The sequence below is a fragment of the Streptomyces sp. SID5785 genome (assembly GCF_009870065.1).
GTDB lineage: Bacteria > Actinomycetota > Actinomycetes > Streptomycetales > Streptomycetaceae > Streptomyces.
In genome coordinates this window covers 1-14331 of the sequence record NZ_WWIA01000590.1, presented here as the reverse complement: position 1 = coordinate 14331, position 14331 = coordinate 1, and the positions used below count along the sequence as shown (strand labels likewise).

16 protein-coding genes are annotated in these 14331 nt (G+C 71.3%); 5 read left to right on the top strand and 11 right to left on the bottom strand.

Annotation, left to right across the window (positions count from 1 at the left end; all coding sequences use genetic code 11):
* Positions 1–193: PIN domain-containing protein (locus tag GTW43_RS19340; RefSeq protein ID WP_343246058.1), on the bottom strand; the 193-nt coding region annotated here is incomplete at its 3' end.
* A 337-nt stretch (positions 194–530) separates the two neighbouring features.
* On the bottom strand, positions 531–1304 hold the full coding sequence (locus GTW43_RS19335) for an isoprenyl transferase (RefSeq protein WP_161301844.1): 774 nt from the start codon (positions 1302–1304) through the stop codon (positions 531–533).
* A 115-nt stretch (positions 1305–1419) separates the two neighbouring features.
* Here GTW43_RS19335 and mgrA point away from each other — a divergent pair, with 115 nt between their 5' ends.
* Positions 1420–2457: an L-glyceraldehyde 3-phosphate reductase gene (gene mgrA, locus GTW43_RS19330; RefSeq protein ID WP_161301845.1), complete on the top strand. Its 1038-nt coding sequence runs from the start codon at positions 1420–1422 to the stop codon at positions 2455–2457.
* Between the two features lie 579 nt (positions 2458–3036).
* Here mgrA and GTW43_RS19325 read toward each other — a convergent pair.
* Positions 3037–3819, bottom strand: coding sequence for a class I SAM-dependent methyltransferase (locus GTW43_RS19325; protein ID WP_161303273.1), 783 nt, complete (start codon positions 3817–3819; stop codon positions 3037–3039).
* A 307-nt stretch (positions 3820–4126) separates the two neighbouring features.
* Between GTW43_RS19325 and GTW43_RS19320 the strand changes: the two genes are divergently transcribed.
* Complete coding sequence (locus GTW43_RS19320; protein WP_202501664.1) at positions 4127–5425, top strand: cytochrome P450; 1299 nt, start codon at positions 4127–4129, stop codon at positions 5423–5425.
* Between the two features lie 90 nt (positions 5426–5515).
* Positions 5516–7204, top strand: coding sequence for a serine/threonine-protein kinase (locus GTW43_RS19315; protein WP_202501662.1), 1689 nt, complete (start codon positions 5516–5518; stop codon positions 7202–7204).
* Positions 7205–7286: 82 nt separating this feature from the next.
* Here GTW43_RS19315 and GTW43_RS19310 read toward each other — a convergent pair whose 3' ends face one another.
* The 7 genes from GTW43_RS19310 to GTW43_RS19280 form a co-directional block, all read right to left on the bottom strand.
* Entirely contained in the window at positions 7287–8255 is a 969-nt protein-coding gene (locus GTW43_RS19310) for a GNAT family N-acetyltransferase (protein WP_237536695.1), read from the bottom strand.
* 286 nt (positions 8256–8541) lie between these two features.
* Complete coding sequence (locus tag GTW43_RS19305) at positions 8542–9423, bottom strand: alpha/beta hydrolase (protein ID WP_161303271.1); 882 nt, start codon at positions 9421–9423, stop codon at positions 8542–8544.
* A gap of 58 nt (positions 9424–9481) precedes the next feature.
* A complete protein-coding gene (locus GTW43_RS19300) occupies positions 9482–10150 on the bottom strand; it encodes an OmpA family protein (protein ID WP_161303270.1) in 669 nt (222 codons plus the stop codon).
* Position 10151: 1 nt separating this feature from the next.
* Entirely contained in the window at positions 10152–10748 is a 597-nt protein-coding gene (locus tag GTW43_RS19295; protein WP_161303269.1) for a hypothetical protein, read from the bottom strand.
* Between the two features lie 31 nt (positions 10749–10779).
* Complete coding sequence (locus GTW43_RS19290) at positions 10780–11394, bottom strand: pilus assembly protein TadG-related protein (RefSeq protein ID WP_161303275.1); 615 nt, start codon at positions 11392–11394, stop codon at positions 10780–10782.
* The gene (locus GTW43_RS19285) at positions 11391–11579 is read right to left on the bottom strand and encodes a hypothetical protein (RefSeq protein WP_161303274.1); all 189 of its coding nucleotides are present in this window, start codon (positions 11577–11579) and stop codon (positions 11391–11393) included. Before GTW43_RS19285 ends, GTW43_RS19290 begins: the two co-directional genes overlap by 4 nt.
* A gap of 280 nt (positions 11580–11859) precedes the next feature.
* Positions 11860–12330, bottom strand: coding sequence for a peptidoglycan-binding domain-containing protein (locus tag GTW43_RS19280; RefSeq protein WP_161303268.1), 471 nt, complete (start codon positions 12328–12330; stop codon positions 11860–11862).
* 244 nt (positions 12331–12574) lie between these two features.
* Between GTW43_RS19280 and GTW43_RS19275 the strand changes: the two genes are divergently transcribed.
* A complete protein-coding gene (locus GTW43_RS19275) occupies positions 12575–13534 on the top strand; it encodes a helix-turn-helix domain-containing protein (protein WP_161303267.1) in 960 nt (319 codons plus the stop codon).
* Positions 13535–13541: 7 nt separating this feature from the next.
* Here GTW43_RS19275 and GTW43_RS19270 read toward each other — a convergent pair whose 3' ends face one another.
* Entirely contained in the window at positions 13542–13700 is a 159-nt protein-coding gene (locus tag GTW43_RS19270; RefSeq protein WP_237536694.1) for a hypothetical protein, read from the bottom strand.
* Positions 13701–13972: 272 nt separating this feature from the next.
* On the opposite strand from GTW43_RS19270, the gene GTW43_RS19265 reads away from it, so the two are divergent.
* Complete coding sequence (locus tag GTW43_RS19265; protein ID WP_161303265.1) at positions 13973–14224, top strand: winged helix-turn-helix domain-containing protein; 252 nt, start codon at positions 13973–13975, stop codon at positions 14222–14224.
* Positions 14225–14331 lie beyond the last annotated feature (107 nt).

Sequence of the window (14331 nt, the reverse complement as noted above, 5' to 3'; positions counted from 1 at the left end):
TGGCCTGCCGGGCGAAGTAGCCGAGTTCCGGATGGTGCCGCTTGGCCTCCAGCTCCGTGACCACGACGACGGGCAGCACCACTTCGTGCTCGTCGAAGCGTGTCATGGCGTTGGGATCGGCCAGCAGGACGCTGGTGTCGAGAACATACGTGCGCCGGTCGGGCTTGCGGAGGCGCTTGTTGCTGGTCACCACGAAGGACGTACCCCCTCGGAATGAGGTCGGGGAGCGACGGAGGAGTTACCGGACCGGGAGGGTGGGAGAAGACCACCGGTCGTCGGCCGCCGTGCGCGGGCCGAGAACCGGCCCTCCAAGTCGTCTTCCGTACGCCTCGGCGTGCGGTCGTCCTGGTGCAAAGGGCCTCCCGGGCGGGCAGCCCCGTGCCGCCCGCTGAGATGCGGTGTCCTTGGTACGGACACCGACCTGGAGGGCTTATTCCCTCGAACGAGCGCCGCCATGCAAGGGGCATGACGGCGCGTTCGTGAACTCCTGATGACGCGGTGCGGGGAGGTGTCCCCAGCGTGCGGCGGGGTCAGCCGCCGAAGCGGCGGTGCCGGGCCGCGTAGTCGCGCAGCGCGCGCAGGAAGTCGACCTTGCGGAAGGCCGGCCAGAAGACGTCGCAGAAGTAGTACTCGGAGTGGGCGGTCTGCCAGAGCATGAAGCCGGACAGACGCTGCTCGCCGCTGGTGCGGATGACGAGATCCGGGTCGGGCTGGGCGCTGGTGTAGAGGTGCCGGCCGATGAGGTCGATGTCGACGGCCTCGGCGACGTCCTCCAGGGTCTGCTCCGCGGCGGCGGCCTCGTGCAGCATCGAGCGCACGGCGTCGGCGATCTCCTGGCGGCCGCCGTAGCCGATCGCGACGTTGACCACTATGCCGTCGACGTGCGCAGTGGCCTGGTCGGCCTCCTTGAGGACGGTCCGCAGACCGTCCGGCAGCAGGTCGGTGGCGCCCACGTGGTGGACGCGCCAGCGGCCGTCGGCCGCGAGCGAGCGGACGGTCTCCTCGATGATGCCGAGCAGCGGGACCAGCTCCTCGGGGGGCCGGTCGAAGTTGTCCGTCGAGAGCAGCCAGAGGGTGACGACCTCGACGTCCGTCTCGCTGCACCAGCCGAGGAACTCCTCGATCTTGGCGGCGCCCGCCTGGTGGCCCTGGGCGGTGGTGGATCCGGCGGCCTTCGCCCAGCGCCGGTTGCCGTCCATGATGACCCCGATGTGCTTGGGCACCTGGTCATGGTCCAGATGGCCTTCCACCCGGCGCGCGTACAGCCTGACCAGCAGGCCGCGCAGCCTGTCGCGCAGGTTCACGGTCTTTTTCGCCCCTCCGTGCAGACGGCAGTCCCCGAGGGCGAAAGCCTACCCCCGGTTTTCGGGGGGTCCTGGCGTGGGGTGCGGGACAGCGGGCTGACGTAGTTTCGTGTTCATGAACGACACCTCTCCCTACGCCGCCGCGGCGGACCGGTACGACTCCATGGAGTACCGGCGCACCGGCCGCAGCGGTCTGAAGCTGCCCGCGATCTCGCTCGGCCTGTGGCACAACTTCGGTGACGACCGCACCCTCGACTCGCAGCGGGCGATCCTGCGCCGCGCGTTCGACCTGGGCGTCACGCACTTCGACCTGGCGAACAACTACGGGCCGCCGCCCGGCTCCGCGGAGCTGAACTTCGGCAAGATCTTCGCCCAGGACTTCGCCCCGTACCGGGACGAGCTGGTCATCTCGACCAAGGCGGGCTACCTCATGCACCCCGGCCCGTACGGGGAGTGGGGCAGCCGCAAGTACCTGCTGTCGTCGCTGGACGCGTCCCTGAAGCGGATGGGCCTGGACTACGTCGACATCTTCTACTCGCACCGCCCCGACCCGAACACGCCGCTCGAGGAGACGATGGGCGCGCTCGCCTCGGCGGTGCAGCAGGGCAAGGCGCTGTACGTCGGCGTCTCCTCGTACTCGAGCGAGCAGACCGCCGAAGCGGCGCGGCTGCTCAAGGAGATGGGCGTCCCGGCGCTCATCCACCAGCCCTCGTACTCGATGATCAACCGCTGGACCGAGGACGACCGGCTGCTCGACACCCTGGAGGCGGCCGGCATGGGCTGCATCTCCTTCGTGCCGCTGGCCCAGGGGCTGCTGACGGGCAAGTACCTGAAGGGCATCCCGGAGGGTTCGCGCGCGACGCAGGGCAAGTCGCTCGACCCGAACCTGCTGAGCGACGAGGTGCTGCGCCGGCTGAACGGCCTGAACGACATCGCCCAGCGCCGCGGCCAGTCCCTCGCCCAGCTCGCGCTGACGTGGGTGCTGCGGGACGAGCGGATGACGTCGGCGCTGATCGGCGCGTCGAGCACGCGGCAGCTCGAGGAGAACGTGGCGGCGCTCGCGGCCCCGAAGCTGAGCGCCGAGGAGCTGACCGAAATCGACTCGTTCGCCGTGTCGACGCCCGGGACGAACATCTGGGCCGGCCGCAGCTGATCGCCGGGCCGGGCACGGCCCCGTGAGCGGGGCTTTGTCCGGACAAGTGCGGGACAAGAAAAAACGGGCCGGTCCGTGGGGGGGGGATACGGACCGGCCCGAGGGGGGGGTTTCCACCATAACCCTTCGTAAGTGATGCTGCGTGCATCGGCGCGCCATCACTACGCTCCGCAGTCGCCCGGCGACGCCCGGAGGGTCGTTTCCGGCCGCCTCACAGCGAGCTCACAGCGGGGCTCACGGGCCACGCGGGCCGCACGGGAACGCTCCCAGGTGCGTTTCGCGCCGCGTCCGGGTTCCCTCTCCCGTGTCACACGGCCGGTTGACGCCGAAAGGGACGCTCGGGGGCCGCGCCCAGATATGGCGCATTTGCGTGGCCTGCGCCGGGACGGGGAACAGCGCGGTACCGCGCAGCCCCCTCCACCGCGCGGTACCGCCGCGCAGCTTTGCTCACGCGAATTGCCGTTGGTCTGAACTTACGTGAGGTTTACGTGAGGATCGAGCGAGAACGGTAACGATGCGGAATCGGTTCCCCGGGCCCGGCGCGGCGTGCGCCCGCGGCAGCCCGCGAGCCCCTAGCCCCTAGCCCCTGCGGGCCTCGATCAGGTGCCGGGAGCTGTACGCGACGAACGGCCCGTCCGCCCCGATCCGCTCGTGCAGCGCCCGCAGCCGCGGCTCGTACGCCTCGACCGTGAAGCCCGGCACCATCCACACGACCTTGCGCAGGAAGTGAACGACCGCGCCGATGTCGTGGAACTCCATGCGCAGCCGCTCGGCGCGCAGGTCCACGACCTCCAGGCCCGCCGCCTCGGCCGCCGCGGCCTCCGTGTGCGGATCGCGGCCCCGGCGGATCTCGTCGGGCTGCGGCCCCAGGAACCACTCGACGAGCTCGAAGACGCTGCTCGGGCCGACGTGCTGCGCGAAGTACGTGCCGCCGGGGCACAGCACCCGGGCGATCTCCGTGAACTGCGCCTTCACCGGATGCCGGCTGGTGACGAGGTCGAAGGCGGCGTCCGCGAAGGGCAGCGGAGCGTCCTCCGGCGAGGCGACCACGACGACCCCGCGCGGGGAGAGCAGCCGGGTGGCCTTCGCCACGTTCGGCGGCCAGCCCTCCGTCGCCGCGGTCGGCGCGGGCAGCCGCGGCGCGCTGTTCAGCACCTCGCCGCCACCGGTCTGCAGGTCGAGGGCGGCGCGCGCCCGACCGAGCCGCTCGCCCATCGCGCGGGCGTACCCCCAGGAGGGCCGCTCCTCGGTGGCCCGGCCCTCGAACCAGGAGAAGTCCCAGCCCTCCGTGGGGGCGGCGACGGCCTCGGCGACGAGGGCGTCGAAGTCGGTGCGGCGGGGCGTGTCGGGGGCGTCACTCATGCCTCGATGGTCCCAGCCCCGCCCCCCGCGCTCACCTCCTTTTCCCACGGCTCCCGCCCGGATCGGTGTACCGGGCAACGGCCCCGCGGGGGTCCTCGCGGAGGGCGGTGGGGCTGTCCCCCGGCCCTTTCAGGGGGCCAGCCCCTCTTCCGCCGGACGGGGGGAACGCACGTACCCTTGGCGGACCCCCGCCGCCGTACCCCTGCCGTGAGCGTGGCGGTGATCCGCTCGAAGCAACCGTTTTGCCCGCCCGTTCGTTCTGTCCGTCCCCGGCGCAGCGATGCGACCACCGCAGAAATGCGAGCACATGTCCGTACGTTCCGCGATAGCCAGCTGGCTGACCCGCCTCTATTTCACCCGGCTCCGGAAGAAGGGCGGCAGTCTCGACCTCTCGATCCTGTCGAAACTGCCCGACGGCGCCCTGCTGCCGCTGCGCCGCGAGGGTGTCGACCCGGTGCCCGAGATCGGCGCGCTGCGCGACCGTGAGCCCGTCAGCCGGCTGCCCATCCCCGGCATGACGGTGTGGCTCGTCTCGGGATACGACGAGGCGAAGGAAGTCCTCGGCGACGCGAAGGCGTTCAGCAACGACTTCCGGCACCTGGTCGGCGTGGGCGGCGCCGGAGCCGACCAGAATCCGGGCGGCCTCGGCTTCTGCGACCCGCCGGACCACACGCGGCTGCGCCGGCTGCTCACCCCCGAGTTCACGATGCGCCGGCTGTCCCGGCTCACTCCGCGCATCCACGCGATCGTCGAGGAGCAGCTGACCCACCTGGAGAAGGCGGCGCGCGAGTCGCCGGACGGCACGGCCGACCTGGTCGAGCACTTCGCGATGCCGGTGCCCGCGCTCGTCATCTGCGAACTCCTCGGCGTCCCCTACGAGGAGCGGGACGCCTTCCAGCAGTTCTCGGTCGCCCGCTTCGACGTGCTCGGCGGCGCCGGTGCCTCGTTCGGCGCGGTGTCGCAGTCGCTGGACTACCTGCGCGGGGTCGTCGCCGAGCAGCGCCGCCACCCGGGCGAGGGACTGCTCGGCATGCTCGTGCGCGAGCACGGCGAGAACATCACGGACGAGGAACTGACGGGCCTCGCGGACGGGGTCCTGACCGGCGGTCTGGAGACCACCGCGAGCATGCTCGCCCTCGGCACCATGATCATGCTCAAGGACCGGGAGCACTTCGACGCGATCCGCGACGCGCAGGACCCGGCCGCGGTCGCGGCCCCGTTCGTGGACGAGCTGCTGCGCCATCTGACCGTGGTCCAGACGGCGTTCCCGCGGTTCGCCCGCGAGGACACCGTGATCGGGGGCGTGCCGGTCTCCGGCGGCGACATCGTGATCGTGTCGCTGAGCGCCGCCGACCGTGACCCGCGGCTCGGCGCGGACATGGACGCCTTCCTGCCGTCCCGCCCGCCGACCGCCTCCCACCTGGCCTTCGGCTACGGCATCCACCGCTGCATCGGCGCCGAGCTCGGCAAGATGGAGCTGCGCGCGGCCTTCCCCCAACTGGTGCGCCGCTTCCCCGAGCTGCAGCTGGCGGTGGACCCGGCCGCCCTGGAGTTCCGCAAGCTGTCGATCGTCTACGGCGTCGACACCCTGCCGGTGAAGATCTAGCGGCGCCTCTCGCCGACGCCTCCTTTCGGAACACGTTTAAGCTGCTCGGGGATCCGGGGGGATCCTGTGGAACGAGGGGTGGGCGGGGCGATGACGGATTCTGCGCAGGTGTTCGAGCCGTTGCGGCCGGACGATCCTGCCGTGGTGGCCGGGTACCGGCTGGTGGCGCGGCTCGGGGCCGGTGGCATGGGGCGGGTCTATCTCTCCCACACGCAGGGCGGGCGCCCGGTCGCCCTCAAGGTCGTGCGGCCCGAGCTGGCCGACGACCCGGACTTCCGGCGGCGGTTCCGGCGCGAGATGGACGCGGCCCGGCGGGTGCGCGGCGCGTACACCGCCGAGCTGATCGACGGCGACGCCGACGGGACCCCGCCCTGGCTCGCGACGCTGTACGTGCCCGGGCCCGCCCTGTCGGAGGCGGTCGCCCGGCGCGGCCCGCTGCCGGTACAGGCGGCACTGTGGCTGATGGCGGGTGTCGCCGAGGCGCTCCAGGCCATCCACGCCTCCGGCATCGTGCACCGGGACCTCAAGCCGTCGAACGTGCTGCTGGCCTCCGACGGCCCGCGCGTCATCGACTTCGGCATCTCCCTGGCCGCCGACCTGACCTCGCACACGGCGACCGGCGTCACGATCGGCACCCCGCAGTACATGGCACCCGAGCAGGCGGCGGGGTCGGACGGTGTCACGGCGGCGACCGACGTGTTCTCCCTCGGCCAGACGATCGCGTACGCCGTGCTGGGCGAGCCGCTGTACGGGAGCGGCCCCGCGGCGAGCGTCCTGTACCGGATCGTGCACGAGGAGCCGGACCTGTCCCGGCTTCCCGCGGAGCTCCGGCCGGTCCTCGCACGGTGCCTGGCCGCCGACCCGGCGGACCGGGCGGGACTGGACGAGATCGTGCGGTGGTGCCGGGACCGGCTGGGCGCGGAGGCCGGGGCCGGCGCCGGGTCTACGGTCTGGCGGGAGATCACGGGCCCGGAGCCGAGCGTCCCCGGCCCGTCCGCGGCGCCCGCTCCCGTGCCGGTGCCCGCCGGGGACGGCGGGTTCGCGCCCACGCGTGCGCTGGGCCCGGCAGCCCCGTACACCCTGCTGGGTCCGACGGCGCCGGGTGCGCCGGCCCGTCGCCGCGGCCGGACCGCGCTGGTGGCCACGGCACTGGCGGCCTCGGGGCTGCTGGTGCTCTCGGTGCTGGCGTGGCAGGTGATGGACGGGTCGGGCAGCGCCGGGGCCCGGGCGGACGGGGGCCCGCAGGCGTCCCGGACCCCCACCTCCTCCGCATCGTCCCCGGTGTCGTCGGAATCGCCCGGCTCGTCGGGGTCATCGGGATCGTCGGGATCGGACGATGCGTCACCGCTGGCGAAGGAGGAGCCGGACGGGACGCCCCGCACGTCGACGACGCAGGGTGTCGCCCACCCGCAGGTCTGGCTGGACGCCGAGCACGCCGTGAACATCCACAAGGAGCCGACCGCCGCGAAGTCCGGCGAAGGCGACATCCGCTTCCGGTGCACGCAGCAGAACACCGGCTGCCAACTGGACAGCGACACCAGCGTCTTCGTCCAGAGCTACGGCAAGCCGGGCGAGACGACCCTCGACATGTGCCGCCTCATGCTGGCCCACTCCAAGACGCACACGCTGCCGCTGGCCGCGGCGGCGGGCGGCACGGAGATCTGCGTGAAGCACCGGTCGGGCGACATCGCCGTCCTGGTGCTCCAGACGAAGTCCACGGCGATGCCCGACATCGCCTTCGTCACCGCCGACATGACGGTGTGGCGCGACGCCGCGTGACCCCGACGCGCAGAACGGCGCACGAGCACGGCGGTGCGGCGGTGGCCCGGCGGCGACGACGCCGCCGGACCGGGGCCGGAGGTCAGCTCCAGACCATCGTGATCTGCCGCTCGAAGTTGTCGTACCCGGCGCGGCGGAACGCGTTCGCCATCGGGACGTTGCCCAGGTCCGTCGCCGCCCGGACGCGCGGGACGTCCTGCTCGGCGAGGACCCTCGTCCCCTCGGCGAGGAGGGCGTCGATGTGCCCGTGCCCGCGGTGGGCGGGCCGGACGGCGATGTACGCGATGGTCGCGTTGTAGCCGTTGTGCGCGGGCACGACGAAACCGACCGGCTCGCCGCCGGGCAGCTCGGCGATGCGCCACCAGTCGCGGGGACTGGAGTAGCGGGCGAACTCCTCCTCGTAGTGCTGGGCCGCGACGTCCTCGGCGGACATCCTGGTCAGATCGTCCCGGCCGTGCGCGTCGAGGGTGCCGTCGAGCACCTCGGTCATCAGGCCGATGAGCTCGGCCGGGTCGTCCGCGTCCGTCACCGGGCGGAACGAGAGCCCGTCGACCGGCGGCGCGATCGGCGTGCCGGGACGCCATTCGAGCCGCAGCCGCTCGACGAACAGGCGGGCACCGGTGCGCTCCAGGACCGTCATCCGGCCCTCGACGACCTGGCGCGCGCCGGGTGTGTCACGCCAGTCGGCGGGGACGAAGCGCCCGTACTCGGGCGGTGTCGTCCCGTCCCCGGCGAGCGTCGCGGCCATCGCCGTGCGCAACAGACGCTCGCCGATGCCGAGGCGCTCGGCCTGCGGCAGGGTGTCGTCCAGGTCGAGGATGTCCAGGACGGCAGGCGAAGCGTCACCGGGCCGGCTCCACCAGGCCAGACGGCCCAGGAGCCGGTCGCCGCGCAGGGCGACCCACATCCAGTCCGGCCGGCGGCGGCCCTCGGCCAGGTCATCCGCCAGCTCGTGGTTGATCACATAGGGGATACGGCAGAAGAGGTCGAGCTCGTCGGGTCCGGTGATCGGACGCAGGGTCAGAGCAGGGTCATGCGGAAAAGCGGTCAAGGCACACTCCGTGGAAAGCGCCTGTCCGGAACCGGGACCGCACACCGCGTCAGGCGCGGTGCGCGCCGCCCCGGGAGGACGTCAGCGCGGTGATCATGCAGGCCATGAGGTCCATCGCTTACCCCTCCTCGCTCTGTGGCCGGATCGCTCGCTCGCGGCCCCCACCGCACCGCATCCCGCGGGCGGTGGACCGTCGGCGTCCTTTCTACGGATCATGACCCGCGCCGCGCAACTGTTTTTCCGCACGGGCTCTCGTCCGGCCCGCGGCGCGCCGGAACGACCAGGTTCACGCCGTGTGCTTCACCAGGGCGTCGACGAGGTCCGGCCACAGGGCGCGGGGCCGGTCGTGCCCCATGTCGGGGACGAGGAGCAGCTCGGCGCCGGGGATCAGTTCGGCCGTGCGCTCGCCTCCGCTGGGCTGGATGAGCGTGTCGTCGAGGCCGTGGATCACGAGCGTCGGCACCCGCAGCGCCCGCAGCTCGTCCGCGCGGGACCCGCTGAGGATCATCGCGCCGAGCTGGCGCGCCGTGCCCGCCGGACGATGAGCACGGTCGTAGCTCGCGGCGGCCCGCTCGCGCAGGACGCCCGCGTCGCCGTACCGCCGCGACGCCCACACCAGCTCGCGCTCCGCCGCCTCGATGAAGCCCGCACGGTCCGCGGGCTTCGGCGCCGACACCACGGCCTGCGCCTCGGGCGTGGACTGCCCGTACTCCTGCTCGCCGGTCGAGGACATCATGGACGTCAGCGTCAGCACGCGCTCCGGCGCGGCGATCGCCATCGTCTGCGCGACCATGCCGCCCATCGAGGCGCCCACCACGTGCGCCCGCTCGATCCCGAGCGCGGTCAGCAGGCCGAGGCCGTCCGCCGCCAGGTCCGTGAGCCGGTACGGGACCATCGCGATCGCCGCTTCGAGATCACCGGAGCTCACCGCGGCGATGAACTCCCCCATGTCGACCGGGTGCGCGTCGAACCCCGTGGACAGCCCGCAGTCGCGGTGGTCGTAGCGGATCACGTACCGCCCGCGGTCCGCCAGCGCCCGGCAGAGATCCTCGTCCCACCCGAGCAGCTGCGCACCGAGCCCCATCACGAGCAGAACGGGCGGGTCTCCAGGGTCCCCGAAACTCTCGTACGCAAGGGACACCTCGGGGGACACATCGACGATCGGCATACCGCGAGGGTGCCACACCCCTCACCTGCGGCGCCCGGCCCGCCCCGCGCACTCCGCTTCACTCCGACTTCGGGAAGGACACCTCCACCCGGCGGTTCTTCTTGCGGCCCTCTTCCGTCCCGTTGTCCGCGATCGGATAGTCCTCGCTGTACCCGCGCACCTGGAACGTGAGGTCACCGCCGTCCGGCCCCAGCGCCGCCTGCAACGCGTCGTGCACCGCCTCCGCGCGCTGCTTCGACAGCTTCAGCCCGTGCGCGTACGAGCCCAGGTCGTCCGTGAACCCGAAGACGCGGACCGTGCCCGCCTTCTGCGTGTTGATCTCGTCGGCGATCGCCTGGATGCGGGACTTCGCGTTCGGGTTCAGCTTCGCGCTGTCCTTCGGGAACAGCACCTCCGCCTGCAACGCGAACGTCACGTCCTCGTTCGTGTCCGTCCGCCGCTCGTCCCCGGACAGGTCCTCCACGACGGACTTGATGTCCAGCACCTTGGCCGGTGCGAGCGTCGCCCCGTCGGCCAGCTTCAGCCCCGGGCTGTTGGCGTCCACCTCAGGCGGCGGGCTCGTCGTCGTCCCCCCGGGCGGAGCGGACGCCCCACCGGGCTCGTCATCGGCCCGAGCGACACCACCGCCCCCCGCCACCAGAACGAACGAGGCGAGGAGCAGCGCGGCCGCGGCGGGAAGGGGGCGGCGGTGAGGCCGGATGAGGGCGTTGGTGTGGGGGCGGGTCATGTCATTCGCCCTCACTGATCTCGATGGGGGCCGGCGGCATGGCACCCACCTGGAAGGTGACCTCGGTCGTGCCTTCGGGGGGGGCGGGGAATTGGGCGTACCAGGAGGCCGACTGACTCGTCGCCACTCCGCCTCCCTCAAACTTGGTGCAGAGACAGCGTCCTTCAGTGTCGCGAAGTACGAGGTACTTCTTCTTGCCCGCCTGATCCACCAGAGACGCACCCGCCAGGGACGCACCGTTCTTGCTGAGCTCACGCTCCTCGCCTCGCCAATCGGCCGCGATCCAGAACTTCGAACCGTTGTTGGTCACTTGGCCGGAGACGGTGACGTATCCGCCCTGGTCGCGAGTCGCCGACAACACGGACACCGTCACGTCGCCGCTCTTCACCTCAGCCAACGGTTTGGCCGAGGAGGGAGACGGTGACTGCGGCTTCTCTGATCCGCTCCCGCTATCTGAGGTGGTCGAGGAAGACGAGGGCTTCTCATCTCCCTTGCCATCATCGCCGCCGCCGCAGCCTGCGGCCGAGAGGATCAACCCTGCGGTCAGTGCCACTGCGGCCTGGGCCCTGCGTGTCGTCGTAGTACGCCGAAGTGTCATTGCTGAGGCTTGCCTCTCTTGTTTGTGCGCGTCAGTCGGCCAAGTGGACGGAGAACAGGGCTGATGCGTCCGGAAGGTCGGCCGGATCATCGAAATCTCCAGGATCGATCTCGATGTCTCCACCGTCGCAGTTGAGTTCAACAGGTTTACCGGGATCTGCATCGGCTGGGATGTCGCAACGTGGCTGAATCACAGCGGTCGCGTGCGCCTTCGCCTTCTGATTCTCGGTGCCGGGAATGATCGTGTCGCCGACGGTGTACCGGGTCTCGATCTCGACCTGATAGCCGGGATAGCCGTCGACTGTCGTCGCGCTCGGTCCGCCGATGACGTCCGCGTCGTTGTCGGCGGCCAACTGACTCGCCGCCGCCGCGGCGTCCGCACCGTCGAAGCCGTCCCCGTCGAGCCAGTCCAGCCAGTCGTCGGCCTCGTCACCGAGCGCCTCCCCCAGGCCGTCCATCAGCTCGTCCCGGGCCGACTGTGCCGCCGCCAACGCAGCAGCGTCAGCCGCTGATTGTGCGCTGTTCCGAGCCGAGGCCGCCTGAGCGAATGCGAAGAAGGCCAGGGCCACGAAGAGGAGGATGCCAGTGAGCCAGATGTAGATGGGAAGCGTTGAGCCACGATCGCCCCAGGTGGCAAAACGGCTCAGCCTCCAGTGACGTCGGTTACAGCGTCCCGAATCGCACCCGAGATCATCCCGTCCAACCCGATCTGGTCGATCAGCGTGAAGATCCCCGCGATCAGAATCATCAACCCCGCGTACTCCACGAACCCGGCGCCGGAGTCCTTCCGCGCTCCTCGGACCCGCTCTTCCAAAGAGTTCGTCCACGTCACCCACGCCCCGAGCACTCGGTCCTTGATCACGGGATCCCCCTTCCGCCACGTACGCCCCGGCAACCAAAACAACACACGCAACGTACGTGAAAGGCGACCGTACGCACACGGTTTCGGCAATTACCAGACGGGCCTTGGCCGGAAGTTGTCGTGCCGTTCGCCGCGACGCCACGCCCCGCGCCCTCCGCGCCAAGACAGCGAGGAGGGGCCGACCCGCCGGAGTCGGCCCCTCGTCACCACGTGCTGCTCACCCGGCAGTTGCCCGGGCCGGCCCCGCCGCTCAGACGTAGGCGATGCGCGCGCAGCCGTTGCGCGAGCCGTCCGGCCGGTAGCGGGGCCACTTGATGTTGCTGAAGACCTCTTCGCCGTACAGGCCGTCGACCGTGATCTTCTCCTGCCCCTGGGCGTACCGCAGCGCGCTCCGGGTCGCCGAACCGAAGCTGCCGTCGACGGCGATCGACCGCGCGTAGCAGGTCTTCAGGGCGAGCTGGAGGGTCTCGACGGCCTTGCCGGTGCTGCCGTAGTCCATCCAGCAGCGGACGTTGTAGCCCCCGTCGTACGGCAGGTCGGGGATCTTCACGACCTGCGAGGAGTTGATGTTGTAGAGGATCTTGTGCGTGGTCGAGCACTGGCCGAGCGGCGTCCACGCCGCGGCGGAGGGGGCGACGGCCACGGCACCGCCGATGAGTCCGGCGGTGAGCGCGCCGGTGGTCAGAAGTGCCCTGAGCCGTCTGCCGGGACGAACAAGCATGGGTCCACAACTCCTCACGATGGTCTGTCCGGAAAAACATGAAGAACACTGATGAAGGCCATGAAGAACGGCTTCTGTCGCCCGTCACCGTACGGTCGCCGGACGACACCGGATGTGCCGTGCGCGCAGGGGTCTGTGCCGTCCGTGCACAGTTCCAAGTCGGCGTGTCTCAGGCCTACTTGGGGTGCCGTCGAGCCCTCGGCAACGTTGTCCGGCGCCGTGGCGCCCTGCGAGAATGCGCCGCATGAGCCCTGTCCTCGACACCGCGTTCATCCCCCCGCAGGACCGGGAGGAAGTCGTCCGGAACGCCGTGTGGGAGTCCGTGGTCCCGGTCGACATCGATCACGGGCCCAGCGCCGAGGACATGGCCGTGCGCATCGGGCTCACCAATGTCGGGCCCGTACGGATCTGCTCGGCCCGCGCCACCGCCGTCACCGTCCGCCGCACGGAGCGGCTGGCCCGGCGGGACGAGGAACCGTCGGTCTTCCTCGGCCTCCAGGTGACAGGCACCAGCCTGGTCGCGCAGAACGGGCGCCAATGCGTCCTGCACCCCGGCGAGTTCGCCGTCTACGAGTCCATCGCCCCCTACACCCTCCTGTTCGACGAGGGCGTCGACCACCACTTCCTGCGTTTCCCGCGCTCGGCCCTCGGCCTGCCCGACCGGCTGCTGCGCGACACCTCCACGGTCGCGCTCGGCTCCGACCATCCCGTCGCCCGCCTCGCCTACAGCTACTTCGCCCAGCTGGCCGGCACCGAGGAGCTGCACCAGGGCCTAGCCGCCGACGCCGTCGCCCGGCCCAGCATCGAACTCCTCCGGGCAGTCCTGACCTCGCAGCACGGCCGCGACGACCTGGCCCGGCAGCCCCTGGAGGCGACGCTCGACCTGCGCATCACCCAGTACGTGCGGGCCCACCTCGCCGACCCGGACCTGTCGGCGGCGCGGATCGCGGCGGCGCACGGCATCTCCGTACGCCACCTCTACGCCGTCCTGGCGCGGGCCGGTATCGGTCTCGGCGACTGGATCCGCACCGAGCGTCTGGCCGCATGCCGCCGCGATCTGGCCGGCCCGAACGGGCGGCTGCGCACCATCGCCGCCACGGGCCGCGCCTGGGGATTCGTCAACGCGGCCCACTTCAGCAAGGTGTTCAAGCGGGCCTACGGCATCTCCCCCCGCGACTGGCGCGACCAGCACCGGCCCCGGTGACGCCGGTTCAGGGCCCCGCCTCCCCCTCTCCGCGCCGACCGGGCAGGAGATCCAGCACGTCGGGCAACGGCGGGTAGTACGGGGCGCAGGCCCGGCACGCGTACACGTTCCACCCCGGGCCGGAGTTCTGGTGGACCTCCGAGACGACCACGGGGTCGTCCGTCATCTCGTCGCAGCGCACGCACATGCGGACCGGCCTCCGCGGCACCCCGCTCACCGGGTGGCCCCTGCCGCGTGGACGAGTACGTCCAGCAGCCGTCGCAGGACGGCGTGGATCATGCTCACCGTCATCAACCTCCACAGGGTCGGTGGCCGTACCCCGGGCCGGTGCAACGGTCGCGGGGACTTCCTGATGATGTACCACGGTACGCCACGGTAGCCCTTGGTGCACCATGTGCTGGCAATGTGGAACTCGGTACACCGCGCAAAGCTGATGACATGGCCGAGTACGAGTGGCAGCGCATCGCGCGCAGCATCGAGGAAGAGATCCGGACGGGACGCATCCCGGCGGGCGGGGCACTGCCCGGCATCGTCCGGCTGGCCGAGACCTACGGCGTCGCCGATCGCACCGTCAGGCGCGCCCTGCAAGACCTGCGCGAGCGAGGGCTGATCGAGACCCTGCCGCACAAGGGCTCGTTCGTGGTCGACGTCCTCCCCACCGCCCCCACCGCGAACGACGACGGCGCCTGACGCGCCCGCCCCTCGTCATCCACCCCGCACAGCGGCGGCTACCCCCCGGTGGCAGGTTGCGGCGGGGTCCGTCGCTCGCGACGGTGGGGTGGCAGAGGTGGTTCGAA

What these genes read in the sequence shown, in the direction of transcription:
- mgrA (WP_161301845.1), top strand. Translation starts at nt 1,420, where the DNA reads ATGAACGACACCTCTCCCTACGCCGCCGCGGCGGACCGGTACGACTCC.
- GTW43_RS19325 (WP_161303273.1), bottom strand. Translation starts at nt 3,819, where the DNA reads ATGAGTGACGCCCCCGACACGCCCCGCCGCACCGACTTCGACGCCCTC.
- GTW43_RS19320 (WP_202501664.1), top strand. Translation starts at nt 4,127, where the DNA reads ATGTCCGTACGTTCCGCGATAGCCAGCTGGCTGACCCGCCTCTATTTC.
- GTW43_RS19315 (WP_202501662.1), top strand. Translation starts at nt 5,516, where the DNA reads ATGACGGATTCTGCGCAGGTGTTCGAGCCGTTGCGGCCGGACGATCCT.
- GTW43_RS19305 (WP_161303271.1), bottom strand. Translation starts at nt 9,423, where the DNA reads ATGCCGATCGTCGATGTGTCCCCCGAGGTGTCCCTTGCGTACGAGAGT.
- GTW43_RS19300 (WP_161303270.1), bottom strand. Translation starts at nt 10,150, where the DNA reads ATGACCCGCCCCCACACCAACGCCCTCATCCGGCCTCACCGCCGCCCC.
- GTW43_RS19295 (WP_161303269.1), bottom strand. Translation starts at nt 10,748, where the DNA reads ATGACACTTCGGCGTACTACGACGACACGCAGGGCCCAGGCCGCAGTG.
- GTW43_RS19280 (WP_161303268.1), bottom strand. Translation starts at nt 12,330, where the DNA reads ATGCTTGTTCGTCCCGGCAGACGGCTCAGGGCACTTCTGACCACCGGC.
- GTW43_RS19275 (WP_161303267.1), top strand. Translation starts at nt 12,575, where the DNA reads ATGAGCCCTGTCCTCGACACCGCGTTCATCCCCCCGCAGGACCGGGAG.
- GTW43_RS19270 (WP_237536694.1), bottom strand. Translation starts at nt 13,700, where the DNA reads ATGACGGACGACCCCGTGGTCGTCTCGGAGGTCCACCAGAACTCCGGC.
- GTW43_RS19265 (WP_161303265.1), top strand. Translation starts at nt 13,973, where the DNA reads ATGGCCGAGTACGAGTGGCAGCGCATCGCGCGCAGCATCGAGGAAGAG.